The organism is Streptomyces sp. NPDC048057 (genome assembly GCF_040653095.1).
GTDB lineage: Bacteria > Actinomycetota > Actinomycetes > Streptomycetales > Streptomycetaceae > Streptomyces.
In genome coordinates, this window is sequence record NZ_JBEZNF010000008.1 from 142140 (window position 1) to 167162 (window position 25023).

26 protein-coding genes and 1 tRNA gene are annotated in these 25023 nt (G+C 71.1%); 18 read left to right on the forward strand and 9 right to left on the reverse strand.

Features of this window, described 5'->3' with window-relative positions:
- Positions 1-543 carry a UTRA domain-containing protein gene (locus AB0E05_RS11425; RefSeq protein ID WP_361961800.1) on the reverse strand — a complete coding sequence of 181 codons (543 nt, stop codon included), beginning with the start codon at positions 541-543 and terminating at the stop codon, positions 1-3.
- Between the two features lie 667 nt (positions 544-1210).
- Here AB0E05_RS11425 and AB0E05_RS11430 point away from each other — a divergent pair.
- From AB0E05_RS11430 to AB0E05_RS11495, 14 genes are all read left to right on the forward strand, one after another.
- Positions 1211-1657, forward strand: coding sequence for a protein kilB (locus AB0E05_RS11430; RefSeq protein WP_361961802.1), 447 nt, complete (start codon positions 1211-1213; stop codon positions 1655-1657).
- Between the two features lie 103 nt (positions 1658-1760).
- Complete coding sequence (locus AB0E05_RS11435) at positions 1761-2024, forward strand: DUF6284 family protein (RefSeq protein ID WP_361961804.1); 264 nt, start codon at positions 1761-1763, stop codon at positions 2022-2024.
- A complete protein-coding gene (locus tag AB0E05_RS11440; RefSeq protein WP_361961806.1) occupies positions 2021-2383 on the forward strand; it encodes a hypothetical protein in 363 nt (120 codons plus the stop codon). Before AB0E05_RS11435 ends, AB0E05_RS11440 begins: the two co-directional genes overlap by 4 nt.
- Positions 2380-3408, forward strand: a complete 1029-nt coding sequence (locus AB0E05_RS11445; protein WP_361961808.1) for a DUF2637 domain-containing protein — start codon at positions 2380-2382, stop codon at positions 3406-3408. The genes AB0E05_RS11440 and AB0E05_RS11445 overlap by 4 nt, the downstream gene beginning before the upstream one ends.
- Positions 3405-3914, forward strand: a complete 510-nt coding sequence (locus AB0E05_RS11450; protein ID WP_361961810.1) for a hypothetical protein — start codon at positions 3405-3407, stop codon at positions 3912-3914. Before AB0E05_RS11445 ends, AB0E05_RS11450 begins: the two co-directional genes overlap by 4 nt.
- Positions 3911-4249, forward strand: a complete 339-nt coding sequence (locus AB0E05_RS11455; RefSeq protein ID WP_361961812.1) for an RRQRL motif-containing zinc-binding protein — start codon at positions 3911-3913, stop codon at positions 4247-4249. The genes AB0E05_RS11450 and AB0E05_RS11455 overlap by 4 nt, the downstream gene beginning before the upstream one ends.
- 20 nt (positions 4250-4269) lie before the next feature.
- On the forward strand, positions 4270-4662 hold the full coding sequence (locus tag AB0E05_RS11460) for a DUF3307 domain-containing protein (protein WP_361961814.1): 393 nt from the start codon (positions 4270-4272) through the stop codon (positions 4660-4662).
- Between the two features lie 730 nt (positions 4663-5392).
- Positions 5393-6277: a hypothetical protein gene (locus AB0E05_RS11465; protein ID WP_361961816.1), complete on the forward strand. Its 885-nt coding sequence runs from the start codon at positions 5393-5395 to the stop codon at positions 6275-6277.
- Between the two features lie 67 nt (positions 6278-6344).
- A complete protein-coding gene (locus tag AB0E05_RS11470; RefSeq protein ID WP_361961818.1) occupies positions 6345-8471 on the forward strand; it encodes a hypothetical protein in 2127 nt (708 codons plus the stop codon).
- Positions 8472-8678: 207 nt separating this feature from the next.
- Complete coding sequence (locus AB0E05_RS11475; RefSeq protein ID WP_361961820.1) at positions 8679-9155, forward strand: hypothetical protein; 477 nt, start codon at positions 8679-8681, stop codon at positions 9153-9155.
- Between the two features lie 84 nt (positions 9156-9239).
- Positions 9240-10190, forward strand: a complete 951-nt coding sequence (locus AB0E05_RS11480) for a bifunctional DNA primase/polymerase (protein WP_361961822.1) — start codon at positions 9240-9242, stop codon at positions 10188-10190.
- A gap of 194 nt (positions 10191-10384) precedes the next feature.
- Complete coding sequence (locus AB0E05_RS11485; protein ID WP_361961824.1) at positions 10385-11587, forward strand: DUF3631 domain-containing protein; 1203 nt, start codon at positions 10385-10387, stop codon at positions 11585-11587.
- A 174-nt stretch (positions 11588-11761) separates the two neighbouring features.
- Positions 11762-11959 (forward strand): helix-turn-helix domain-containing protein, encoded by a 198-nt coding sequence (locus AB0E05_RS11490; protein WP_361961826.1) that lies wholly within the window; start codon positions 11762-11764, stop codon positions 11957-11959.
- Positions 11960-12017: 58 nt separating this feature from the next.
- Positions 12018-13403, forward strand: coding sequence for a tyrosine-type recombinase/integrase (locus tag AB0E05_RS11495; protein ID WP_361962072.1), 1386 nt, complete (start codon positions 12018-12020; stop codon positions 13401-13403).
- Positions 13404-13448: 45 nt separating this feature from the next.
- On the opposite strand, the gene AB0E05_RS11500 is transcribed toward AB0E05_RS11495, so the two are convergent.
- Positions 13449-13522 (reverse strand) — tRNA-Thr (locus AB0E05_RS11500).
- 177 nt (positions 13523-13699) lie between these two features.
- Here AB0E05_RS11500 and ugpC point away from each other — a divergent pair.
- The 3 genes from ugpC to AB0E05_RS11515 all read left to right on the forward strand — a co-directional run bounded on the left by ugpC (position 13700) and on the right by AB0E05_RS11515 (position 16224).
- Positions 13700-14836, forward strand: coding sequence for a sn-glycerol-3-phosphate ABC transporter ATP-binding protein UgpC (gene ugpC / locus AB0E05_RS11505; protein ID WP_361961828.1), 1137 nt, complete (start codon positions 13700-13702; stop codon positions 14834-14836).
- Positions 14837-14997: 161 nt separating this feature from the next.
- Complete coding sequence (locus AB0E05_RS11510; protein ID WP_361961830.1) at positions 14998-15423, forward strand: hypothetical protein; 426 nt, start codon at positions 14998-15000, stop codon at positions 15421-15423.
- 84 nt (positions 15424-15507) lie between these two features.
- Complete coding sequence (locus AB0E05_RS11515; RefSeq protein WP_361962074.1) at positions 15508-16224, forward strand: nucleotidyltransferase family protein; 717 nt, start codon at positions 15508-15510, stop codon at positions 16222-16224.
- A 94-nt stretch (positions 16225-16318) separates the two neighbouring features.
- Here the strand turns inward: AB0E05_RS11515 and AB0E05_RS11520 are convergent, their stop codons facing one another.
- The 7 genes from AB0E05_RS11520 to AB0E05_RS11550 form a co-directional block, all read right to left on the reverse strand.
- Positions 16319-17935 carry a DoxX family membrane protein gene (locus tag AB0E05_RS11520; RefSeq protein ID WP_361961832.1) on the reverse strand — a complete coding sequence of 539 codons (1617 nt, stop codon included), beginning with the start codon at positions 17933-17935 and terminating at the stop codon, positions 16319-16321.
- Positions 17936-18125: 190 nt separating this feature from the next.
- The gene (gene rlmB, locus AB0E05_RS11525) at positions 18126-19082 is read right to left on the reverse strand and encodes a 23S rRNA (guanosine(2251)-2'-O)-methyltransferase RlmB (RefSeq protein ID WP_361961834.1); all 957 of its coding nucleotides are present in this window, start codon (positions 19080-19082) and stop codon (positions 18126-18128) included.
- 109 nt (positions 19083-19191) lie between these two features.
- Positions 19192-20592, reverse strand: coding sequence for a cysteine--tRNA ligase (cysS, locus tag AB0E05_RS11530; RefSeq protein WP_361961838.1), 1401 nt, complete (start codon positions 20590-20592; stop codon positions 19192-19194).
- A 116-nt stretch (positions 20593-20708) separates the two neighbouring features.
- Positions 20709-21122 (reverse strand): PPOX class F420-dependent oxidoreductase, encoded by a 414-nt coding sequence (locus tag AB0E05_RS11535; RefSeq protein WP_361961840.1) that lies wholly within the window; start codon positions 21120-21122, stop codon positions 20709-20711.
- A gap of 176 nt (positions 21123-21298) precedes the next feature.
- On the reverse strand, positions 21299-21811 hold the full coding sequence (gene ispF, locus AB0E05_RS11540) for a 2-C-methyl-D-erythritol 2,4-cyclodiphosphate synthase (protein WP_361961842.1): 513 nt from the start codon (positions 21809-21811) through the stop codon (positions 21299-21301).
- A complete protein-coding gene (ispD, locus tag AB0E05_RS11545) occupies positions 21801-22547 on the reverse strand; it encodes a 2-C-methyl-D-erythritol 4-phosphate cytidylyltransferase (protein ID WP_361961844.1) in 747 nt (248 codons plus the stop codon). The genes ispF and ispD overlap by 11 nt, the downstream gene beginning before the upstream one ends.
- A 436-nt stretch (positions 22548-22983) precedes the next feature.
- Positions 22984-23466 carry a CarD family transcriptional regulator gene (locus AB0E05_RS11550; protein ID WP_003953493.1) on the reverse strand — a complete coding sequence of 161 codons (483 nt, stop codon included), beginning with the start codon at positions 23464-23466 and terminating at the stop codon, positions 22984-22986.
- A gap of 784 nt (positions 23467-24250) precedes the next feature.
- Here AB0E05_RS11550 and AB0E05_RS11555 point away from each other — a divergent pair.
- Positions 24251-24952, forward strand: a complete 702-nt coding sequence (locus tag AB0E05_RS11555; protein ID WP_361961846.1) for a hypothetical protein — start codon at positions 24251-24253, stop codon at positions 24950-24952.
- The last annotated feature ends 71 nt before the right edge of the window (positions 24953-25023 follow it).

A 25023-nucleotide genomic window follows, 5' to 3' on the forward strand; every position in this document is an offset into this window, starting at 1 on the left:
TCAGTCCATCCTCATCTCGTACTTGAGTCGCTGGGATGTCGCTGGGAAGACAGTCATGTCCACCTGGAACGGTTCGTCCTTCGAGTCGAGGACGACACGGGCCAGCGTCAGGACCGGATCGTTCGGGCCGAGGGACAGCAGCTCGCGCTCCTGCCTGTCAGGCATGCGAGCGCGTACCTCCTCCCGCGCTACGGCGGCGACGTACCCGAGTTCGGCGAGCAGCGTCACCGCGCCGCCGGGAATCTTGGACGTCCCTGCGAGTCGTGTACCCCGGGCGATACCCACTGGGAAGTACGTGTCTGTCAGCTCTGTCGCCTCTCCATCGAGAAACATGATCCGCTGGCGCACGACGACGGCCTCACCGTCGGGCAGCCTCAGCAGGGTCGCCACCTCGTGTGATGCCTGAGTCTCACCGGCATAGACGATGCGCTGCGTTCCCTTGCGGCCCTTGTTCGCCGTCTCCGCCGTCCACGCATCCGTCTGTCCGGCCGTACGGGGTTTCAGGTACGGCGCAGATGCGTGCGTCCACTCGCCATCAGGCATGACCCCTCCTTCTTCACCCATCGCGAACCTTGCTGCTTTACACAGTAAGCGCCGCCACCGTCACAGCGACCTTGCTGCTATTCGCGAATAGCGATATGGTCATGCCATGCCGGTTCGCACCGGGGAGGGCGGTACCGCCGCCTGTCCTGGTGCGCCCCAGCTCCGTACTGCCTGCGTCGCCCGGAGGGTCCCGTGAGAAGGACCCGAAGGAAGCGGTCGCTGTTTGAGAACTGAAGATCTGCGCGTCTCGCTGGTGACGACCCCGGAGGTGATCCGGGAGGTGACAGCGGTTGAGCCGGCGGGCCCGCTAGGACGGGCCCGGGGCGAGCAGTGCAGGTCAGAACGGCATGGAGGGGCCGGAACCCTCCGAACACGCAACTGAGGTGGAGTCGGGCAACCGGCGCCACCAGCCGGGCGAGCGAGACCACCCCGTACCCGCAAGGGCAGACGGGCGCGACGACCTACGGCATCGGCTGCGTGATGGGGATAACGCCGCCTCTCCCCGGCCAAGTAGGCGGCGCACGCGCAGCGGTCACCGCGTGCGTACAGCGCCATCCGACTGCCGCACCCTCCGGGCGCGGCCGGTTGCCTCCGCTGCTCGTCGAGCACGAGCAGCGCAGAGGGGAGCCGGGAAAGTCCCGATCCGATCCACTAGGGGGTACACCACATGCTGGCTGCTTTGATTGCTGTGCTGGGCACGTTGGCGGGCACGATCGCTGCGTCCCTGCTCCAGCAGCGCAGTGCCCGTGCGGACCGCGTCGCGGTGCAGGAAGACACCGAGCGGCGTGACCTGGTGGCCGCGGTGACCGCGCTGGCGGTCGCTCTGGCTGATCACCGCCGTGCGATGTGGGTGCGGGAAGACCTGCGGCTGTCGGACTCAGACGCTGCCGATGTTGCTGTGGCTCGCTCCGAGTCCCACGTCACCCGGTCTGCGCTGACTGCGCCGCTGACGGCGCTGGCGATCCTCGCACCGGGTTTGAAGGCCGCCGCGCAGGCTGCGGCTCAGGCCACCTTTGACTTGCGGGGTGCGACCGACAAGGCCGCGCTCGACGCGCTGCGTCTGCGGGCGATCGAGGTCGCTGACGACCTGGTTGCCGAAGCCGCCGCTGCCTGACAGCGGCCGGACCCCACTCCAACGGCGAGAACCCCCGGTGCTGGAACACCGGGGGTTCGGTACGGGCCGTTCCCACCCCCTTGCGACGAAGGGAGCACGACCCATGAAGTCCATCATCACACTCCCCAGCACTTCCCAGGCGCTGGCGTTCGACGGTGAGCCGTCGGACGCGGACCTGGACGCGATCGCGCAGGAGATGCCGTTGATCGCGGCGGAGGTCGACCTCCTTGACGTGGAGATCTCCCTGCTGGACCGGCCGGTGACGGAGCTGGACTCCCAGCGGCTGCGCCGCCGCCGGCGCCGGGTCCTGGCGATCCGTCGAGACCTGACCAACCGCACCACCGTGTGCTCGGGCGGTGCTGCGTGAGCACGCTGAAGCTCTCCGGGCTGGTCGCCCCTGTGACGGCGCTGGTCGCGCTGGACGCGAAGTTCTCGCACCTGCCGGCGCCGTGCGTGGGGATGTCGCCGATCTTCCCCGAGCGGCTGGAGCTGTCGTTCCACGACAACCCCGCCGTAGATGCGTTCGGTGCGTTCAGCGCGTTCGAGGCGTGGCGCGAGGCTCTGAACCTCGACCCGACGAAGGTCGTTCACCACGTTCAGCGCGACGGCCGGACGCGGGTCCTGAAGGTTCACGGCCAGTTCGCTGGCGCCGACGTCGAGCTGACCGGCTTCACGCAGATTCCGGACCTGGAGCCGGTGGAGACGGGTTCGGGGGCAGTGTCGTGAACGGTGTTCAGATCCGTTCAGCAGAGCGGGCGTTGTCCGTTGGCACGTGGCTGATCGTGTCCGGGGCGATGCTCTACTCCATCCTCACGGTGACTCCGCTGATGCGGGCCCACACCCCCGAGGACTGGCAGTGGACGGCCCCGATCCTCCCGCTCGTCGTGGACGCCGCGGTCGTGATCGTGGTCCGCCTCGACTCGGTTCTTGCCCGTCTCGGTGGGCATGGTGGCCGGTGGCCGATCGCGCTGCGGTGGATGACCGGCTGCATGACCCTCGCTCTGAACGTCGGAAGCTCTGCCCTTGCGAAAGACCTGGTGGGCGTGGCCGTGCACGCGGTCGCGCCGCTGTTGCTGATCGTCACGGCGGAGACCGGACTCGCCTACCGGCGGGCCATCACCGCCGCCCTCGCCACGCTGGAAACCAAGCAGCGGGCCGAGAAGGCAGAGCGTGAGAGGGCGGCCGAGGAGCGCCAGGACCGGGCCGAGCGACGGGCTCGGGAGGAGCGCGAACACGCAGCGCGCCTGGCTCGTGAACAGCGTGAGCACGAAGCGGCCTTGCTGCGTGAACAGGCTGAACGCGAGGAGCGGGCGCGGCGCGAGGAACGCGAACGGGAAGCCGCGGCCGAACAGCGCGCGGCGGCCGAGCGTGAACGCCTTGAACGGCAGCGTGAACAGCACGCGGCGGCCGAGCGAGAGCGTGAACGGCAGCGTCAGTCCCGTGAACAGCAGGCCGCGCAGCAGCGCGAGCAGGACCGCCGCGAGCGCGAGGAAGCCGCCCGCCGTGAACAGCAGCAGGTGGCCGAGCGCGCCGATCGTGAACGTCAGGCGTTGCTGTCCGCTGGCCCCGCTGTGGAGAAGCAGGGCGAGGAGCGGGCGCGGGCCACGGTCCGGGCCGCGTTCGAGGCCGGGCTGTCCATCCGGCAGGCGGCCGAACTGTGCGGCTGGTCTACCGGTTGGGTGACCGCCCGCTACCAGGAACACCGCGACACTCCCACCGCCGCCCCGGACCTTGAGGGAGCCTCCGCATGATCGCCCTGATCCGCACCCGCACCCTGAACACCTTGCGCGAATGCCTTGCCGAGGCTGAGACGGAAGCCGAAGCCGCCCGTGCTGAGGCCGAACTGTGCCTGGAGCAGAGCGGAAACATGTTGGACGTCGCGTCCCGGGCCGAGGAGGAGGCGGAGGAGCTGCGGGCCGCACTCGATCAGGCGATGGTCGACGTCGCCCACCTTGAGGGCGAGATGGAAGCCCTGCGGGCTCAGTCCGTGCTCGACACTGAGGATCGGCAGGCGCTGCGGACGCTGCTGCGGATTGTGCGGAAGCAGAGCGCGCGGGCCGATCTCGTCTACGTCCTCTTCCGTTCCGGGGAGCTGCACAGCGTGCACGCCACCCAGGACGCGGCGCAGATCGCGGCCGAGGCCGAGGGCGCCCGCCGGGACGGCTGGACCACGTCCACCGCACCCTGCGCCGCCCCGGTCGTCGCTTCCGAGATCCCGTGGAACATCCGGCCGGTCCACCTGGGTGGTACGCGGTGAGCGCGCTGCCGGTCTACCCCTGGCGTCTCGCCCCGGACGGGCTGGCGACCATCCGGCAGCTCCGGGCGCAGGGTCTGCGTCCGGGCGGTCAGGACGTCGTCGCCCAGCTCGAACGCCCCCGCTACCGGCGGCGCAGTCCGCTGGTCGCCTACCTCTACCGGGTCGACCTGGCCCTGCCGGTCCGACCGATGACCCCGGCGAAGCAGGCCGCCCTGGACCGCGCCAACGCTGCCCAGCGGACGTGCCCGAAGTGCCGCCAGGACGCGGGCTACCGCATCCCGATCTCACTCGGCACCTGCGTCCCGTGCGCCTACCCCGACACGACGGCCGCGTGAGCGGCGCCGAGGAGAATCGCGTGTTCGCGACTGTGTTCCTGCTGCTCTACGTCGGTCATCTGCTGGCCGACTACCCGTTCCAGACCGACCACCAGGCCGCCCACAAGGCCGACCCGGGCGGGCGGGGTTGGCGGGCGAACCTCGACCACGCCGGCACCCACGTCGCCACCTGCGGCGCCGCTCTGCTGACCGGCATGGTTCTGCTGGACCTGTCCGTCAGCATCTGGGCCGCGGTCGCAGCGCTGGCGTGGATCGGTGGCACGCATGCGGTCATTGATCGCCGCTGGCCGGTGCGCTGGTGGATGGACCGTTTCGGTCAGACCGCGTGGGCCGCCAACGGCGGTGCCGCGCACGTCGACCAGACCGCCCACGTCGTCGCCCTCGCCCTGGCGGCGCTCGCTCTTGCCGCCTGACATCCACGAGGGCCCGGCTGGTCACCTTCCACAGCTCCGGCCGGGCCCTCCACTCCGAAGGAGTGCTTCCAGCATGACGGAAACCATCATCGAGGTGGTGCCAACAGCGCCACCTCCTCCTACTTCTCCTGTCCCTTCTCCTGCGGTCGGGCAGGCGCTGGCGCCGTTGCCGGGTGTTCCGATCGCGGTCGCTGGAGCGAACGTGCTCGGTGCGGTCGCTGCGGGATCGATGGCTGTCGCTGGGCCGGCGGGGCTGGCGGTGGCCGGTGCCGCGATGGGCGTGGCCGCGTCCGCGGGCGTCGCCCGCCGGATAGCCCGCCGCAGCAAGTCGAACGGCAAGACCCTCCCCCGCCCGTCCCGCACCACTGGTGGTTCGGGGTCGGTGTCTGCTTCCAAGGGTGGTGCCGCAGGCGGGCTGAAGTCGCGCGGCGGTGCCCGTGCTTCTCGGCCGTCGGCCGGTGGGCTGCTGGCCGCTGCACGGTCGAGCAGCCACCCGACCCCTTCCCTCCGGGCCCCACGACCGCGTTCCCCCAAGGCTCCGGCCAGCAGGAACACCCCGCCCACCGCGCCTTCTGGGCTGCGGCCCGCTCCCACCTCATCGTCCCCCGGCCCGAAACGCAGTTCTGGCCTGGCGTCTGCTGCTTCGTCGGCACGTCCGTCGTCCGCTCCCACGAAGTCGCGGGCGGAGAACGGGCGGGAGCGGGCAGCTCGTCGTGGAGCTGGTGGTGCGGTGGGGCGGGCTGGTTCGTGGCTCGCGGCCGGTGCTGCGGGCCGCGCGGAGAAGACGGCCCAGCGCACCGCGCGACGTTCGGCGAAGGGTGTCGCGAAGGCGCGCCGGGAATCCGGTCTCGACCCCAACGGCACCCCCAAGTCGCAGCTTGGGCAGGGCAGTGCGGCGCAGAAGCGGGCGTTGCGGCGCTCCGCGGTGCGGCATGGGGCCCGGTTGGCGGGTTCGGCTGCGATGGCGGGGGGCGTGGGGCTGGTGTCGGGGCTGTGGAACATCAAGCGCCCCGGCAAGGCGTTGGGGCACATGCGGACGGTGTGGCAGCGGCTGGCTGGTCGGGCCCGGCGCGTTCGGGACAAGCGGGATGCCGCGATCCAAGGCACCACCCCCAAGGGACAGGTCGCAGTGCCGGACTCCACCGTCAACAACCCCCGCCGCCAGGCGCCCCGGGCGAAGGCTCCCGTACTCCCCGGGCGGGGTGCGGCACCGATCACGTTGGGCAGGACCGATCACTCTGGAGGCACCGTGTCCACCACCGGCACCCCGGCATTCACCCGCCTGTCCGACGCGGCCGAGGTCATGCTCCAGGCCGCCTCGACGTTCGACCCCGAGCACATGACGGAGTTCCAGGCCCTGATCGATGACCTGCCGAACGCGATCGCGCTGGTGATGGAGACACTGCGGGTCCTGGCGGAGCTGTCCGACGAGAAGTTGCCGGTGGACCCGCGGGTCGTGGAGGAGATGGGGCAGGGCTACCGGGCGATGAACAAGGTTCTCGACGCGATGGAGGACCTCGGCGACGTCTACCGGCGCGTTCACGCCGAGGACATCGAGCGGAACGAGAACCCCCGCAAGGGCATCGCGGGTGAGCGTCGCTGGAACGTCGGATAACCCCTCGCCCGCCCCGGGCCGGCCCCCATGGCGGGGCCGGCCCTTTCCGTTCCCTTGGAGGCACCACGTGAAGAGCAAGAACAACAGCAGCGGTGGCACGGCTCGTGTGCGGGTGGACTGGCGGGCGGGTCACGGCCTGCTGACCGGGACCCTGAACGCCACCACCGGCACCCTCGTCACCACCGCACTCGCTCACACCAGCGGAATGCCCGCCGGCTGGGCTCTCGCCGCTGGAGCGGCTGGCGCCGCGGGCACGGCCGCATCCGGGCTGCGCCGCCGGCTGACCGCGGCCACGATCGGGTTTCGGGCCGGCTGCTGGGCCGCGGCCGGTTCCTGGTCGGCCTGGGCCCTGGGGACCGGCGGCCCCATGACGCTGGCCGCGGTCGGCGCGCTCACGGTCGGCGGGATCACCGCGGGCACCCTCGCCGCGGGGTTCGCCGCGCACGAGGAGACCGAGCAGGCACGGCGCCGGACCCTGCTGTCCATCGGCACCCGCCGCGCGCTCGCTGCCGAGTGGGTCGACCGGATCACCCGGGTCTGCCGCGTCGAGAACGTCACCATCCCCGGCATCGAGCACTGGCCTTCCGGCATGGGCTACACCGTCGAGGTGGAGCTCCCTGAGGGGGGCACCACGCGTCGGGCGATCGCGGACAGGGCCGACGCTCTGGCCTCCGACCTGGACCTGCCCGACGGCTGCGGCGTCCAGGTTCTGCCTGGTGTTTCGCGTCGGCGGGTCTTGATCGAGGTGGCCACCCAGTCCTACCAGGGCCGGGAACTCCCCTTCCCGCTGGAGGAGATCGGGGAGACGACCACGGTCAACAACCCCGCCCCCGTCGCTCTGCTGTCCGACGGTGGCCGCTCGGAGCTGGACATGCGGCAGGCGTCCACCATCGTCACCGGAGCGACCGGCACCGGGAAAACAAACTGGCTCCACACCCTGATCGCCCGCCTGAACCAGACCAACGACACCCTCGTCTGGGTCATCGACCTCAACGGCGGCTCCCTCGGCCTGCCCTGGCTCCACGCCTGGCACGAGGCCCAGACCAGCGGCGACCCCACCCGCGTTGAGGCGGTGCCGGTGCCCGGGGTCGACTGGCTGGCCTCCACCCCCGCTGAGGCGAAGCTGATGCTGGAAGCCGCGGTGCGGATCGCGAAGTCCCGCAAGGTCACCTACCAGCAGCACATGCGTGCCGAGGACGACGACAAGCTGCCCGTCTCCCCGGACGTGCCGGAGATCGTCATCGTCGTCGACGAGGGTGCCGAGGTGTCCGCGACCCGTGAAGCCCGCGCCGTGATGGCCGGGATCTCCGAGGTCATCCGGATCGCCCGCGCCATGGCGATCCGGGCCGTGGTCTCCGTGCTCCGGGTCACTGCGGATGTCCTCCCGGACCCGATGGTGCGGAAGATGGCGTCCAACCGGGTCTGCACCGGCACGACCGAAGACGCCGAACTCGGCCACGTCTTCGGCTGGCGCGCCCTGTCCGCGGAAAACAGCTTCTCCGGCCCCGGATCGATGCTGGTGGGGACCGAGGGCAAGCAGCCCAAAACCGCCCAGCAGTGGCGTATCACCCCCTCCAGCATCGAGACCGTCAGCACCGCGACCGCCCGCCGCCGGCCCACCCTGGACCAACCGTCCGCCAACGCGGCCGGACCCGCCTACACCGACCGCTGGACCCTGGACCGCTGCGGCCACCTCTGGCCCCAGACCGCAGTGACCGCCGCCGGGCACAACGGCCCGACCGGACAAGCGGGGCAGTCGGGGCGGTCGGAGTCGTCCGGGCCGCAGTGGAAAGCGACCGCGGGATGGGACCAGCCCCGACCCGCCCCCAACGTGGACACCCCCGGCGCCGACGAACTGGAAGCCCTCTTCCAACTCCCCGCCGCCACCCGCGACCCCGCCACCCCGCCCGATGACGGGACGGACTGGTCCGACCCCAGCACCTGGACCACCGGACGGGACCTCACCACCCCCGACCCCGACGCCCGCCAAGCCGCACTCCAACTCCTCCTCGACGCAGGCCCTGCCGGCACCGGGGCCTCCGCGATGGAACGCGCGCTCAAGGACAGCTTCGGCACCCGCCGCCCCGTCATCCAACGGTGGCTGAAGGAGTGGGCCGAAGCAGGCGAGATCACCCGCGTCGGAGAGGGCAGCAAAGCCCGCTACGTCCACCGCCAGCACCACACCGACAACTGACCTGTCCCCCTGCCTGTCACCCCCGGTCGAACCCCCCGTCCCGAGCCTTTCGAACCCCCTGGAACCCCCCTGTGACCTGCGGATGACAGGTGACAGACAGGTGACAGGTGACAGGCGGATGACAGGGCCGGATGACAGGCGGGGGACAGGCGACAGACATCGCTCGCACCCCCTTCTCCCACCCGCTTCCACGGAAGGCAGAAACCCGTGCATGACCCCTACGCGATCACCACCCTCACCACCCACCCCGCACCCGCGCACGGCGCCGTGATGGTCCCCGCCGAACTCCCCCCGGGCGTCACGATCGTCACCCTCCCCAACGGGATCCGCACCCTCGCCTACACCCACCCCACCACCCCGACCAACGACCAGACCCCGCCGCCCGTGCAGCCGGTCCCCGCGTGGGCCAAGACCACCGCCTTGCTCGCCCCGACCGTCGGCACCGGCATCGGCACCGCCGGCGTCGGCCTCTCCTACGCCGCCCCGGGACTCATCGCCATGACCAACGCCCTCTGGTCCGCCGCCGCCCTCATCGTCGCCGCCGTCATCGCCGTCCCCGTCATCACCCGCACCGCCCGCCGCGCCACCAGCGGGAGCGGGGAGCGGACGACGACGCACATCACCCAGAACATCACCGCCAACGGCCTCTTCGGCCGCGCCAACGGCACCATCAACAACCGCTAACCACGCAGAGGGCGGCCCCCATCCGGCAAAGATCCGGGGCCGCCCTCATCCAGCACGACTCAACAGCGAACTGGAGGCTCCAGCATGACGCAACCCGCCCCATTTCAGCGAGAGCCCGGCGGGCTACCGTCCATCGACTTGCCCAGCCTCGACCTGCTCGCCCACGCGGTGGCGGCGGCCGAGCGCGGCTGGCACGTCTTCCCGCTCCGCCCCGGCGACAAGCGGCCCGCCGGACACTCCACCGCCCGCTGCCCCGGCACCGGGCGCTGCGCGAGCGGGCACCGTACCCCCGAGCAGCGCGCCACCACCGACCTGGACCTGCTGGCCGCTGCGTGGACTCACGCCCCGTACAACATCGGCATCGCCACGGGCCCGTCTGGGTTGCTCGTGGTCGACCTCGACACCGTCAAAGAGGGAGAGCAGGAAGGAACGCCTGACGGCGTGACGTCCTTTGAGGCGCTCTGCGAGCGCGCCGGGCAGCCCGTCCCCACCACCTACCGGGTGCGGACCGCCCGCGGCGGACAGCACCTGTACTTCACCCAGCCCGACGGCGCCAGGCTCGGAAACACCGCTGGACGGCTCGGGCAGCACATCGACACCCGCGGCTGGGGCGGATACGTCGTCGCCCCCGGCAGCCACACCCCGGATGGCACCTACGCGGTACTGGACAGCATCAGCCCCGTGCCGCTCCCGGCATGGCTGCTCGACGCGCTCACGGCCAGCCCCAAGACCGCCCAAGCCGCCCCCACGCCCGTGTCGGCTGGTAGCCGCCGTGTCGCGGAGGTTGCGCTGGAGCGTGAGACCGCAGCAGTGCGATCCGCGTCCGAGGGTGGCAGGAACGCCCAGTTGCTCACGTCCGTACGGGCAGTGGGCCGGTTCGTCGCGTGGGGAGACCTCCCCCGGCACGTGGTCGAGGAGGCTTTTCAGGGAGCGGGGGAGCAGGCGGGTCTGCCGGCGGCCGAGTGCCGCGCAACGATCCGTAGCGCGCTCGACTGGTCTATCCGTACCGCCCGCCCGCGCCAGGCCGCCGCATGAGCCACCCCGCCCCCTCCTCCCTGAAAAGCCCCACCACGACCACCCCGCGGGCCGCGGGCGCCGGTCAGCCGTGGGAGCAGCCGGTGGTGGGCGTCCCGAAGGGCGTCGCCGAAGGCGTCCCTTCTGCTTGTCGCCCTGACCCGCGCCCGACCAACCAGCCCCAGCCCGTACCGCCCCGAAAGGAGGGATGCCGCGTGTCCGCGCAGCAGCCCATCGACGGCGCCGCCCTGCTCGACGAGATCGAGCAGTTCCACCGCAGGTTCAACGCGTTCCCGAGCGACGACGCGTTCACCGCGGTCGTGCTGTGGGATGCCCACACCCACCTGTTGGACGCGTTCGAGTCCACCCCTCGGCTGGCGTTCCTCTCCCCGGAACCGGGGTCGGGCAAGACGCGGGCGCTGGAGATCATTCAGACCCTGGTGACGCGTCCGATGATCACCACGGACGTCAGTCCGGCCGCGCTCTTTCGGTCTGTCTCGGACACCGAGGCCCGGCCGGTCGTGCTGCTTGACGAGATTGACACCGTCTTCGGCCCCCGCGCTGCGGGCAACGAAGACCTGCGTGGGCTGATCAACGCAGGGCACCGCCGGTCGGGGGTCGTCTACCGGTGTGTCGGGGACGGCTCCAGCCAGATCGTGCAGCCGTTCCCCGTCTACGCCGCACTCGCCACAGCAGGGATCGGGGACCTGCCCGACACGATCCTGACCCGCTCCGTCGTCATCCGGATGCGCCGCCGCGCCCCCAACGAGAAGGTGGAGCCGTTCCGGGAGCGCGTCAACGTAGCAGAGGGAACCGCGCTGCGGGACCGGCTGGCCGCATGGGCTGACACGGTCCGCGACCACATCGCGGGAGCCTGGCCCGAGATGCCCGAAGGGATCACCGACCGCCCGGCGGACGTGTGGGAACCCCTGCTTGCCGTCGCCGACGCAGCCGGCGGCGAGTGGCCCGCCCGGGCCCGCGCCGCCTGCATCGCCCTCGTGGCCGCAGCCAACGCCGGGGACAAGGCCAGCGTCGGTATCCGGCTGCTGGTCGACCTCCGCGACGCGTTCGGCGACGCCGACCGCCTCCTGAGCGCCGACCTCGTGGCCCGCCTCACCGCCCTGGACGACGCCCCCTGGGCCGACCTCGACGGCAAACCCCTCACCCCCCGCACCCTGGCCCGGATGCTGGCCGACTACGTCACAGCCGACGGAACACCGATCCGCCCCCGCAACATCAAGATCGGCTCCTCAGTCGCCAAGGGCTACTACGCGGCAGACATCGCCGATGCCTGGCTCAGGTACTGCCCGCCTCGCTCCACCGAGTCCGCTACCGCCGCTACCCCCGCTACCGCGCAGGTCAGCGTCTCCTTTCCGGTAGCGGACGACAACGAGGTAGCGGCTACCACCGCCACCTGACCCCGCGACAGCCCGGGCCCCCGCACCACCAGCGGGAGCCCGGACCTATCCGCTACCGCTACCCCATCCGCTACCACGATCACCCCCCTGACCTGCACGGTAGCGGCAGTAGCGGAGGTAGCGGACCTGACAGGAAGGGGCTCTGAGCCCCGAATCCTGCCGAGGAGGCACCAGATGAGCGCCACCATGACCCCCATTCCCGCCCTGTTCACCGTCAAGGCCGCAGCCGCGTACCTCTCGCTCGGGCGCTCCACCCTCTACGAGCTGATGGCGGCCCAGGAACTCCCCTACGTCAAGGTCGGGCGCGCCCGTCGGCTCCGCCGGGCTGAACTCGACGCGTTCGCCGCTCGGCTGGAGCCGCAGACCAACTGATCGACCCCCTGTGGCGGCCCCGGTGACCACCGGGGCCGCCTTCCGCATGGAGGAGTACTTGAGCACCCGCAAGCCCAACCACGAATCCACCGTCTACCTGGGGGCGGACGGTCGTTGGCACGGCCGCGTCACCATGGGCGTGAAGGATGACGGCAGCCCTGACCGCCGCCATCGCAGCGCCCGCACCGAACCCGAGATCAAACGCAAGGTCAAGAAGCTGGAGAAGCAGCGCGACGAGGGGAACGCACCCAAGGCGGGGCGTGCGCCCACGGTCGCCGGGTGGATGACCACCTATCTCACCGACATCGCAAGTCTGAAGCTCCGGCCGCGGTCGCTGGACGACTACTGGTCCAAGACCCGCAACGACATCGTCCCCGGAATCGGACAGCACCGGCTGGACAAGCTGCGGCCCGAGCACCTGGAGCGGATGTACCGCGTCATGCTGGACGAGGGCCACGCGCCTTCCCACGTGCTGAAGGTGCACCGCATCCTGTCCCGCGCGCTGAAGATCGCCCACCGCCGCCGGATGATCTCTGAGAACGTCGCGACGCTGGTGGACCCTCCGAGCCTCGACGAGACCGAAACGAACCCGTTCACCCAGGAAGAAGCCCGCGCGTTCCTGGAGGCGGCGGCCAAGCGCCCTACCTTCATGCGCTGGATCGTCGGCGTCGGCGTGGGCTTCCGACAAGGGGAAACCCTGGGACTGCGCTGGAAGTACGTCGACCTGGAGAACGAGCTCTTCCACCCGCAGTGGCAACTCCAGCGCCTCACCTGGCAGCACGGCTGCACCGACCCGCACGCCTGCGGCGGGCCGCGCCACCGCTTCGACCCGTGCCCCGACAACTGCACCCGCCACAAGGGCTACAAGCGCGGCTGTCCCAAGCCCTGTCCGCCGGGCTGCACCCGGCACGCCAGCACCTGCCCCGAGCGCCAAAAGGGCGGGCTCGCCTTCACCCGCCCCAAGACCAAGAAGAGCCGCAACCCCGTCCCCATCCCGCCGCCGTACATCCCCTACCTCCTGGAGCATCGGGCCCAGCAGGAGGAGGCCAAAGCCGCGGCGGGCGAACTGTGGGAGGAACACGACGTCGTGTTCGCCCGCCCCGACGGCCGGCCGCTCGACCCCCGCCAGGACTGGGAGGAGTTCAAGGAACTCCTCGCCGAAGCCGGGATTGATGACCGTCGGCTGTACGACGGCAGCCGCCACACCGCGGGCACCATCCTCAACGAACTGGGTGTCGACATGCCCACGATCATGGAGATCCTGCGGCACACCCAGATCAGCCAGACCCGCCGCTACGTGAAGGGCCGCTCCACCCTCACCCGCGACGCCATGAAGCGCATCGGCGACACCTTCATGCCCCCGCCTCAAGGCCCCACTGAGACCACGACTGAGACCACCGACACCCGCACCGCTCGCGCACGACGCCGCCGCCGCGTCCGCTGACGAAGAATGCCCAGGTCAGAGCCGTCCTGACCTGGGCATGAAAAGAGCCCCCTGTCGGATTCGAACCGACGACCTACGCATTACAAGTGCGTTGCTCTGGCCAGCTGAGCTAAGGAGGCAGCCCCAGCAGTGTAACCGCACCCCCACCCGCCCCCTCCGCGGATTTTCGTATCCCCACCGCTACTGACAGAACGAAGAACGCCAGGTAGCGTCACCAGCAGTTCGCAGCAGTGGACTACACCAATCCTTTACTCGGATCGTCCGGCACGTTCCTGCCGGTGAAGGGAAACGCCACCATGGCTACCGTGACCTTCGACAAGGCCACCCGCATCTACCCGGGCGGCACCAAGCCCGCCGTCGACCAGCTGGAGATCGAGATCGCGGACGGTGAGTTCCTCGTCCTCGTCGGTCCCTCCGGTTGTGGCAAGTCCACCTCGCTGCGCATGCTCGCGGGGCTCGAAGACGTCAACGGCGGAGCGATCCGCATCGGCGATCGGGACGTGACGCACCTGCCGCCCAAGGACCGGGACATCGCCATGGTGTTCCAGAACTACGCGCTGTACCCGCACATGACCGTCGCCGACAACATGGGCTTCGCGCTCAAGATCGCCGGGGTCAACAAGAGCGAGATCCGCGCGAAGGTCGAAGAGGCCGCGAAGATCCTCGACCTCACCGAGTACCTGGGGCGCAAGCCCAAGGCGCTCTCCGGCGGTCAGCGGCAGCGCGTCGCGATGGGGCGCGCCATCGTGCGCGAGCCGCAGGTGTTCCTCATGGACGAGCCGCTGTCCAACCTCGACGCCAAGCTCCGCGTCTCCACCCGTACCCAGATCGCCTCGCTCCAGCGGCGCCTGGGCATCACCACCGTGTACGTGACGCACGACCAGACCGAGGCCCTGACCATGGGCGACCGCGTCGCCGTGCTCAAGGACGGTCTGCTCCAGCAGGTCGACTCGCCGCGGAACATGTACGACAAGCCCGCGAACCTCTTCGTCGCCGGCTTCATCGGTTCCCCCGCGATGAACCTCGTCGAGGTCCCGATCACCGACGGCGGCGTGAAGTTCGGCAACAGCGTCGTCCCGGTCTCCCGCGAGGCGCTCACCGCCGCCGCCGACCGCGGTGACACCACCGTCACCGTCGGCGTGCGCCCCGAGCACTTCGACGTCGTCGAGCACAACGGCGCCGCCGCCAAGTCCCTCACCAAGGACTCCGATGACGCCCCGGCCGGTCTCGCCGTGCTGGTGAACGTCGTCGAGGAGCTGGGCTCCGACGGCTTCGTGTACGGCTCCGCCAACGTCGACGGCGAGGACAAGGACCTGGTCGTCCGCGTCGGCGGCCGCTCCGTGCCGGAGAAGGGCGCCAAGCTGCACGTCGTGCCGCGGCCCGGTGAGATCCACGTCTTCGCCACCTCGACCGGCGAGCGCCTCACGGACTGACGCACCACCGCATCCACACCGAACGGCCCCGGGCTCCCCGGGGCCGTTTCGCGCGCTTTGGCCGCCTTGCGTCAACGGCCAATTCGAAAGGCTTCCCAGAACGATCCCCCGAGGGGGTGACTAAATGTCGCCAAATCATCACCGGCCGCTACGCTCCTCGCGTGACCCACTCAGCCCGCCGCATCGGCCGCTCCCTCGCCCTCGTCCTGCCCGTCGTCCTGGTGCTCTCCGGAACCCTCGCGGTCACCAGCGTCCCCTGGGCCGGACAGCCCGCCGAGTCCTCCCAGATGCTCACCGCGTCCTCCCAGAACGTCTCCGTGCGCGCCGAGCCGCGCCCCGCGCAGGACGTGCTGCGCGACCGGCTGCTCGCGGAGCTCCAGGAGAAGGACCCGGGCGTCGTCCTCACCCAGCTCCAGCGCGAGGTCGAGGCGCGGCCCTCCCTCGCCAAGCACTGCATGTCGATCGCCCGCGACCTCGGCCGCGCCGCCGTCGAGCGCTTCGGCCCCACCCGCGCCCAGACGTACTCCAAGCCGGTCTGCGACACCTCCTTCGCCTCCGGCGTCGTGCAGCAGGCGCAGGGCGTCTGACCGCCGACACCGCAGCCGTCAGCCCGTCGCGCCGCCCACCCCCTTCCGCAACGGCGCGCGCCGCATATCGTTCGGGGCATGCATATGCCCACGTATCCGACGCAGGCCGTGATCCTGGCGGGCGGCCAGGGGTCGCGGCTGCGCCCGTACACCGACGACCGCCCCAAGCCGATGGTCGAGATCCCCGGAACCGGGACCCCGATCATCGGCCATCAGCTGTCGTGGCTGGCCGCCGAGGGAGTGACCGACGTCGTCGTCTCCTGCGGCCACCTCGCCGAAGTGCTCCAGAAGTGGCTGGACTCGGCTGACCTGCCGGTCAAGGTCACCACCGTCATCGAGACGGAACCGCTCGGCCGCGGCGGCGGACTCAAGTACGCGGCGGCCCACCTGCCCCACCCGGACCAGCCCTGGTACGCCACCAACGGCGACATCTGGACCCGGTTCTCGCTGCGCGACATGGCCGCGTTCCACACCGAGCGCGACGCCACCGCGACCCTCGCCCTCGCCCGCCCCCGGATCCCCTGGGGCGCCGTCGAGACGGACGCCTTCGGGCACATCACGGACTTCATCGAATCCCCGCCGTCGCCGTTCCTCATCAACGCGGGCGTGTACGTCTTCTCCTCGGCCTTCAGCGAGCTGCTGCCGACCGTCGGCGACCACGAGCGCACCACCTTCCCCGGGCTGGCCCGAGAGCGCCGACTGGCCGGCTTCCCGCTGCCCCAGGGCGCGTACTGGCGCGCCATCGACACGGCGAAGGACCTCACCGAGGCGGCCAAGGAACTGGCCGCCCAGGGCTCCTGACGCACCGTCCGTACGCAGACCGAGCAACGAAACGCCTTCGGGGCGCTCATCCACTGAGCGCCCCGAAGACGTAGGGAGGGGTTACGGCACGGGCTCAGCCCAGCAGGCCGCCGATCACCCGGCCGCCGCTCGACGAGCCGCCGCCCGTCGACCCGCCACCGGACGAACCGCCGTCCGAACTGCCGCCCGACGAGCCGCCGCTGCTCGTACCGCCGCTGCCGCCGCCTGTGGAGGCCGGGCCCGACGACGCCGCGGGGGGCGCCTCCGGCGCCGAGCGCGGGGCCTCCTGCCCGCCCGTCGTGCCCTGCGTCTGGCTGGGCTGCTCCGCCGTCCGGCCCGACTCCCGCGCCGGGCTGTTCGTCCCCGCCGTCGGGGACGCCTTCTCCTTCGGCTCCTCGCTGCGGCTCGCGGACGGCGACGGCTTCTCGCTCCCGCCGTTCGGCCCCGCGGAGGTGCGCCCGCCGCTCGGCCGGTCCTGCGGCAGCGGCGAGCCCGGCAGGTGGTTCGTCGGGTCCTGGTTCGGCCCGGGGACGGTGACCATCTCGGTGGAGCGCACCGCCCCGCCGAGCACCGAGCCGATCAACAGCGTCAGACCGACGACCACCGCGGCCACCAGCCCGCCGCGCCGCAGCACGCGCCGGCGCAGCTCCCACAGCTCGGAGCGCGGCCCGAGCCGCCGCCACGCCTCGCTCGCCAGGTGGCCGTCGACCGAGTACACCGGCGCACCGGCGATGATCAGCGGCGACCAGGCGGCCAGGTAGATGATGTCCGGGGCGTCGTACGCGGGCACGGTCTTCCAGCTCACCGTGAGCAGCAGCGCCGCCGACAGCAGCACCCCGACACCGGCCGCGATCCGCTGCCACAGGCCCAGCACCGTCAGCACGCCCACCACGACCTGGAGGAACGCGACGGTCAGCCCCGCGCCGACGGGGTGCGAGAGCGCGAAGTCCCGCAGCGGCTCGGCCAGCGCCCAGGGGTGCAGCGAGTTGAGCCACTTCACCATCGAGCCGCGCTCGCCGCCGTCGAAGTACACGGGGTCGCAGAGCTTGCCCATGCCGGCGTAGATGGAGATGAAGCCGAGGAAGACCCGCAGCGGCAGCAGCACCACGCCCAGGTGCATCCGACGGCCGGGGTAGTACGCGTGCCTGACCGCGTCGTTGCCGTGGCGCTGGGAGCGTCCGGCGGTGACCGTCTCGTCCAGCTCTTCCGTGTCCGGCCCGTAGCCGTCGGCGGCGGGGTACGACGGGTGGGAGTCGTACGCGCCGACGGCCTGGCGCATGGGGGGCAGCAGCGGGGTGGGGGCGGTGTCGACGTCGGCCTCGACGCGCGGGATGACCTGCGTCGTCGTACCGGCGTGACCGTCACCGTGGTACGACCCGCGCTCGACCGTCGCGGTCGCGGTGCCCCCGGCGGCGGGCAGGACCGTCGTGGCGGCGGCGGTGTCGCGCACGGCCTGGAGCAGACCGGACGCGGCGGTGTCACCGGGCGCCGACCGGCCGCTCCACACCACGGGGGTGCGCCGGCGGGCGGCCGGGCCGCGGGCACCGCCCGGCGCGGGACGCGCGGGGCGGGGGCGCGCGCTCGGGGCGAGCTGCACCCGGAAGCTGGCGTGGTTCACGATGACCTGCGCGGGGTCGGAGTGCACCTTCACCATGCTCAGTGCAGGCTGATCGTCGAACCCGGGCCCGGGCTTTCTGGTGTCCACGCTCATCTAACCGAGTGACATCGTGTTAGGACACTGCCCTGACGCCCCTGATGTGTCCGAGGCCCGTCAAGCCCAGGTGAGAGCGCCGGGGAGGGTGCGCGGCGCCCGGCGCAAGCGCGCCGCGCCGGGCGTGTCGCAGCATCACCCGATCAGGAACGGCCGACCGGCCGCGGTGCTCGCCGGTCGGCCTCCCGCGTCAGGCGCGGCGCTTGGCCGCCTCGTACAGCACGACGCCCGCCGCGACGCCCGCGTTCAGCGACTCCGCGCCGCCCGGCATCGGGATGCGCACGAGGAAGTCGCACGTCTCGCCGACCAGCCGGGACAGCCCCTTGCCCTCGCTGCCGATGACGATGACGACCGGGCCTTCGAGCGCGTCGAGCTGGCTGATGTCGTGCTCGCCGTCCGCCGCGAGCCCGACGACCGTCAGCCCGGCCTTCTGGTACGACTCCAGGGCGCGGGTGAGGTTGGTGGCCTGGGCGACCGGGGTGCGGGCCGCGGTGCCCGCCGAGGTCTTCCAGGCGCCGGCGGTCATGCCCGCGGCCCGGCGCTCCGGCACGACCACGCCGTGGCCGCCGAAGGCGGAGACCGAACGCACGACGGCGCCCAGGTTGCGCGGGTCGGTGACCCCGTCGAGCGCGACGATCAGCGGGTCCTCGCCGTCGTCGAAGGCGGCTGCCGCCAGGTCCTCGGGGTGCGCGTACTCGTACGGCGGGACCTGGAGCACCAGCCCCTGGTGGTTCAGCCCGCCCGTCATCCGGTCCAGCTCGGGGCGCGGGGCCTCCATGATGTGGAGGTTGCCGCGCGCGGTGGCGAGGTGGATGGCCTCGCGGACCCGCTCGTCGTTCTCGATGAACTGCTGGACGTACAGGGTGGACGCGGGCACTCCGTCGCGCAGCGCCTCGAAGACCGAGTTGCGGCCCACGACCATCTCGGACGCGCCCTTGCCGCCGCGCCGGGCGACCGGCCTGCGCTGGCCGGACTGCTGCCTGGCCTTCGCGTTGGCGACGCGGTTCTTGACGTGGCCCTTGCGGGCGGATGCGGGCGGAGTGGGGCCCTTGCCCTCCAGGCCGCGGCGACGCTGGCCACCGCTGCCGACCTGCGCGCCCTTCTTGTTGGACGTGCGGCGGTTCCTGCGCTGGCTGTTCCCGGCCATGGCTGTCTGCTTCCTGCTTCTGCTGCGAAAAACTGTCTTCGGTCTCTGTCAAGCGTACGTACGCAAGTGTGCCGCTCGCGGGTGCGAGCGGCACGTCACCTGCGACGACTCAGCGCTGGCCGAGGGTCCACCGCGGCCCGTCCGGGCCGTCCTCGATGACCAGGCCGGACTGCTGGAGCTGGTCGCGGATCCCGTCCGCGGTGGCCCAGTCCTTGCGGGCACGGGCCGCCTCGCGCTGCTGGAGCACCAGTCGTACGAGGCTGTCGACCGCGCCGTGCAGGTCCTCGCCCTCCTCGGCATCGCCGACCCACTGCGCGTCGAGCGGGTCGAGTCCGAGGACCCCGAGCATCACGCGCACCTCGGCGGCGCGGGCGATCGCGGTCTCCTTGTCGTCCGCGGCGAGCGCCGAATTGCCCTGGCGGACGGTGGTGTGGATGACGCTGAGGGCCTGCGGGACGCCCAGGTCGTCGTCCATCGCCTCGGCGAAGGCGAGCGGGACCTCGGGGGCCGGCTCGATGGTCGTGCCCGCCTTCTCGCAGACCCGGGTCAGGAAGCCGGTGATCCGGCCGAAGGCGGCGGACGCCTCGTCCAGCGCGGCCTCGCTGTACTCGATCATGGAGCGGTAGTGCGGGGTGCCCAGGTAGTAGCGCAGGACGATGGGCTTCCAGCGCTGGACCATCTCGGAGACGAGGACCGAGTTCCCCAGGGACTTGGACATCTTCTCGCCGGCCATGGTGACCCAGGCGTTGTGCACCCAGTAGCGGGCGAACTCGTCGCCGTACGCCTTGGCCTGCGCGATCTCGTTCTCGTGGTGCGGGAAGACCAGGTCGAGCCCGCCGCCGTGGACGTCGAAGGCCTCGCCCAGGTACTTGTGCGCCATCGCGGAGCACTCCAGGTGCCAGCCGGGGCGACCGCGGCCCCAGGGGGTCTCCCAGTCGGGCTCGCCGGGCTTGGTGGCCTTCCACAGCGCGAAGTCGCGCGGGTCGCGCTTGCCGGTCTCGCCCTCGCCGGAGGGCTGGCGCAGCTCGTCGATGTCCTGGTGGGAGAGGCTCAGGTAGTCCGGGAAGGACCGCACGTCGAAGTAGACGTTCCCCTCGGCGGCGTACGCGTGGCCGCGCTCGATCAGCCCGCGCATCATCTCGATCATCTCGGGGACGTGGCCCGTGGCCCGCGGTTCGTAGGTCGGGGGCAGGCAGCCGAGCGCGTCGTAGCCCGCGTTGAACGCACGCTCGTTCTCGTAACCGATGGACCACCAGGGGCGGTTCTGGTCCGCCGACTTCTGGATGATCTTGTCGTCGATGTCGGTCACGTTGCGGATGAACGTGACGTCGTAGCCGCGGTAGGCGAACCAGCGGCGCATGATGTCGAAGTTCAGGCCCGACCTGATGTGCCCGATGTGCGGGGCGGCCTGCACGGTCGCACCACAGAGGTAGATCGAGACGCAGCCCGGCTTGAGCGGGGAGAAGTCACGGATCTGCCGGGCGCTGGTGTCGTACAGCCGAATAGTCACCCCCCCAGGGTAGTGGGCGCACGGCCGTGCCCGGCGCCCCCGCCGGTCACGGACGCCTATCGACGAGAGCGCCCCGGCCACCGGCCCGAGCGGGGCGGGCGCCGGGGCGCGGGCGGTCAGATCGAGCCGACGACCTTGCGCGGGGTGATGCGGACGACCACCCGGGGCGCGTCGTCGACGGCCGTGGGGTTGAAGTCGGCGTACGTCTTGCCGGTGTACTTCAGCGCCAGCTCGTCGATGAGCTCCTGGCCGCCCTCGGTGGTCAGCTCCACGCTGCCGCGGATCTCGGCGTACGTGTAGGGGGCGTCGAAGGGCTGGACGACGACCGTGATCCGGGGGTCGCGCCGCAGGTTCTTCTCCTTCTGGCGGCCGACCGTCGTCGAGACCAGCAGGTCGTCCCCGTCCCGCTTCACCCACACCGGTGACACCTGGGGGCTGCCGTCGGGCTGGATGGTGGCGATGTTCACGAACACGGGGCCGTCGAGCAGTTCCTTGAGCTTCTCCGAGAGCTGAGCAGACTGAGCCGACATGGAGGTGCCTTCCTGGTTCACGACGCGAAGTGAAGAGGGGTACGCCGGTTACCCGTACCCGCCACGTGAACCACGCCACACCGCGGGATATTTCTGTCCGTCCATTGCCGGTGCGTGAACACCCGCGAGCCGGGCGGCGGACCGCCCGTTCGGGCGCTCAGGCCCCGTTCGGGCGCTCAGGCTCCGGTGCGGAACACGACCGCGGTCGCGATCGCCGCCAGCCCTTCGGCACGGCCCGTCAGACCGAGTCCGTCCGTCGTGGTCCCCGAGACGGAGACCGGCGCGCCGACCGCGGCGCCGAGCGCCTGCTGCGCCTCCGCCCGCCGCTTGCCGATCTTCGGGCGGACGCCGATGACCTGGATCGCGACGTTGCCGATGGTGAAGCCCTCGGCGCGGACGATCCGGGCCGCCTCGGTCAGCAGGGTGACGCCGGACGCGCCGGACCACTCGGGGCGGTCGGTGCCGAAGTGGGCGCCGAGGTCGCCGACTCCGGCGGCGGAGAAGAGGGCGTCGCAGGCGGCGTGGGCGGCCACGTCGCCGTCGGAGTGCCCGGCGAGCCCGGCGCTCTCGCCCTCCCACCGCAGGCCGGCGCACCACAGCTCGCGACCGGGCTCGAAGGCGTGGACGTCCGTGCCGATGCCGACCAGCGGCAGCAGCGGCGACACGGGCGGGGTCGGGTCAGAAGCCATCGTTGGCCCTCCTGCGGGCGAGCACGGCCTCGGCGAGCACGAGGTCGAGGGGACGGGTCACCTTGAACGCCTCCTCGTGGCCGGGCACGACCACGACCGGCTCGCCGAGCCGTTCGACCATGCCGGCGCAGTCGGTGGCGCCCTCGCCTTCGGCGGCGACGGCGGTGTGCGCCCGCAGCAGGGTGGCGCGGTCGAAGCCCTGCGGGGTCTGCACGGCGCGCAGCCGGGCCCGCTCGGGGGTGGCGACGACCGGCTCCGGCTCGCCCTTCCCCCGCGGCTCGACCTCCTTGACGGTGTCCGCGAGCGGCAGCGCCGGGACGACGGCGGGCGCCCCGTCCCGTACGGCCTCGATCACGGCGTCCACCGTGTCGACCGGCACCAGCGGGCGGGCGGCGTCGTGCACGAGGACGACGGTGATGTCCTCGGGGACTGCCGCGAGGCCGAGGCGCACGGACTCCTGGCGGGTCTCGCCGCCGGGGACGACCGCGACTTCCGTGCGCTCCGGCAGGGCGAGGTCGGCCAGGAGCGTCTTCACGCCCTGGGCGTCGTCGGGCGGGGCCACGACCACGACGAGGGAGACGGCGTTGGACGCCGCCATGGCCCGTACGGCGTGCACGAGCATGGGCGTGCCGCTGAGCGTACGCAGCGCCTTGGGGGCGCCGGGACCGAGCCGCACGCCCCGGCCGGCGGCCGGGATCACCGCTGCGGTGCGGGGCGAGAGCGATTCGTCTGACATCGGTTGCACTCCGGCAGGTTTGTTTCCTCGGCCGACATGGGTATGGCCAGAGCGTGCCGGGCGCGACGCCTTGACGGACCCTTCCGTGACGATGGTCTGCGCCAGCCGCCCGGGCCCGGCACACCACTGGGGCAGGTTCCCTGTGACAGTAGACGAACATGCCGCAGTGCCCGGCAACAGGTCAGTGATCAAAAGGGGATCACATCATGTCAACGGGCACCGCGGCAGTTGTGCGTGCGGCCTGCTGTCCGCGTCCGTACGACCTTCCGGACGGCCTGAGGGCCTTCCGGAGGAGCCGGAGGACCGGAGGGACGAAGATTCGAAAGACCGAGCGAAGCGCGTCGGACCGAGCGGATCGAAGGATCCATCGGGCCGAAGTGATTCGGTCGGACCGGATCGGATCGGGGAGGTCAGCGGATCGGGCAGCGCGGACGCGTCAGGACGCGAGGACTTCGTCGAGCAGCGCCTCGGCCTTGTCTTCGTTGGTGTTCTCCGCGAGGGCGAGTTCGCTCACCAGGATCTGGCGGGCCTTCGCGAGCATGCGCTTCTCACCCGCGGACAGTCCGCGCTCGCGCTCACGACGCCACAGGTCACGCACCACTTCGGCGACCTTGATGACATCGCCGGAGGCGAGCTTTTCGAGATTCGCCTTGTAGCGACGGGACCAGTTCGTCGGCTCTTCGGCATACGGTGCGCGGAGCACCTCGAAGACCCGGTCGAGCCCGTCCTGACCGACCACGTCGCGTACGCCCACGAACTCCGCATTGTCCGCCGGCACGCGAACCGTCAGGTCGCCCTGGGCGACCTTGAGCACCAAGTAGGTCTTGTCCACGCCTTTGATCTGGCGAGTTTCGATGGCCTCGATCAGCGCGGCCCCGTGATGGGGATAGACCACGGTGTCGCCAACCTTGAACGTCATGTGACAGGTACCCCTTCCGTGGCTATCCAGGGTAACACGGATACGGCTTCTTCTGAATGGCGTTTTCGCAGGTCAGGGCATATCTCGGGGCTTGACAACAGCGCCGGGAACGTGCTGCGGGCGGCTTGCGGAACAGGGTATTCGCAGGTCGGAGCCGCTGTACGGACGGCCGGAAACCCGCCCGTCGCACCAGGTGCGACGCCCCCCGACGTGACTGAACGTCCCGATTTGCCTGGTTCTTGACGGTGAACTTCCCGTACTCCGTTCGGGCATCGGTCACCCGTACGGACGGACGTCGGTCGAGAATCCGGAATTGATCTTCGATTGGCTCGGTTTGACCCCCGGTAATCAATGCGGATCTCCAGGAAATTGATCACCATTGACCGCCGCACTTATGTGAACGCCGCGCGAAACGTCACTTCGAATCGAACGTCGAAGGCGCGAACACCTCATCCCGCCGGGCGCGCACGAAGGGGCGTGCGCGGGCGGCGCGAAGGGCGGCGCGGGGGGTGAAGGGCCCGTAAGGGGCGGGTCGGGTGCAAGCCCGGAGCAGGGGCTCTGTAATCTGAGGCCGACTGACCTGGCCCGGCCGGTACTGCGAACTGACGCGGTCCCGGCCGCTATTGCGCCGGTTCGGTCACCGGCCCGGCACCAGCCGGGTCGTGCAGGACCCAGCAGGACCGTCCACCAGTCGGATCCGTACGTGCAAGGAGATGCCGCCGCCGTGAGCCTCCCCCTTACTCCGTCCGGGGGCGCTACTCGCCTTCGACGCGGTGCCCTCGCCGTGACCGCCGTCGCGCTGTCGCTCACCGCGCTCACCGCGTGTGGCGCCGGCAACAACGCGCAGACCCTCGGGATCAAGCCGGACACCGCAGCGGCGACCGTCGACAGCATCAGCATCCAGAACGCCAATGTGATCACCCAGCCGAAGGCCGGGGAGTCCGGGCCCGCGGTCGTCTCCGCGACGGTCTTCAACAAGGGCCAGGAAGACGAGACCCTGGACTCGATCACCCTGCCGGACGGCGCGGGCACCGTGAAGCTCACCGCCGCCGGCGGCTCGGGCCCGGTCACCGTGCCCGCGCTGGGCTCCGTCGTGATCGGCGGCAAGGGCAACGCGTCCGCGGTCATTGACAACGGCGACGCGCTGACGAAGAAGATCGGCGGCGTCCAGAACGTCGTCTTCAAGCTGAGCAAGACCGGCGACATCACGCTGGAGTCGTTCGTCGTGCCGGCGACCGCGGACTACGTGAAGTTCGGCCCGAGCAGTCAGCCGCCGGCCACGGCCGCCCCGAAGCCGTCCGGCGAGCCCGGCGGCGAGGGCCAGGACCCGGCGAAGAAGGACGAGGAGAAGTCGCAGGACCAGTCGGGCCAGCCCGACGGTCAGGACGGCACGCCGGCCGGGAACGAGAACGGCACGGGCGACGGCCAGGGCGACAACGAGGGCGGCACCGGGTCCGAGCAGGGCTCGGAGACCCCCGCGGGCTGAGTCGGCCGTACGCCACGACGCAACGAGGGCGCCCCACCGGTCATCCGGTGGGGCGCCCTCGTCGTTCCGCG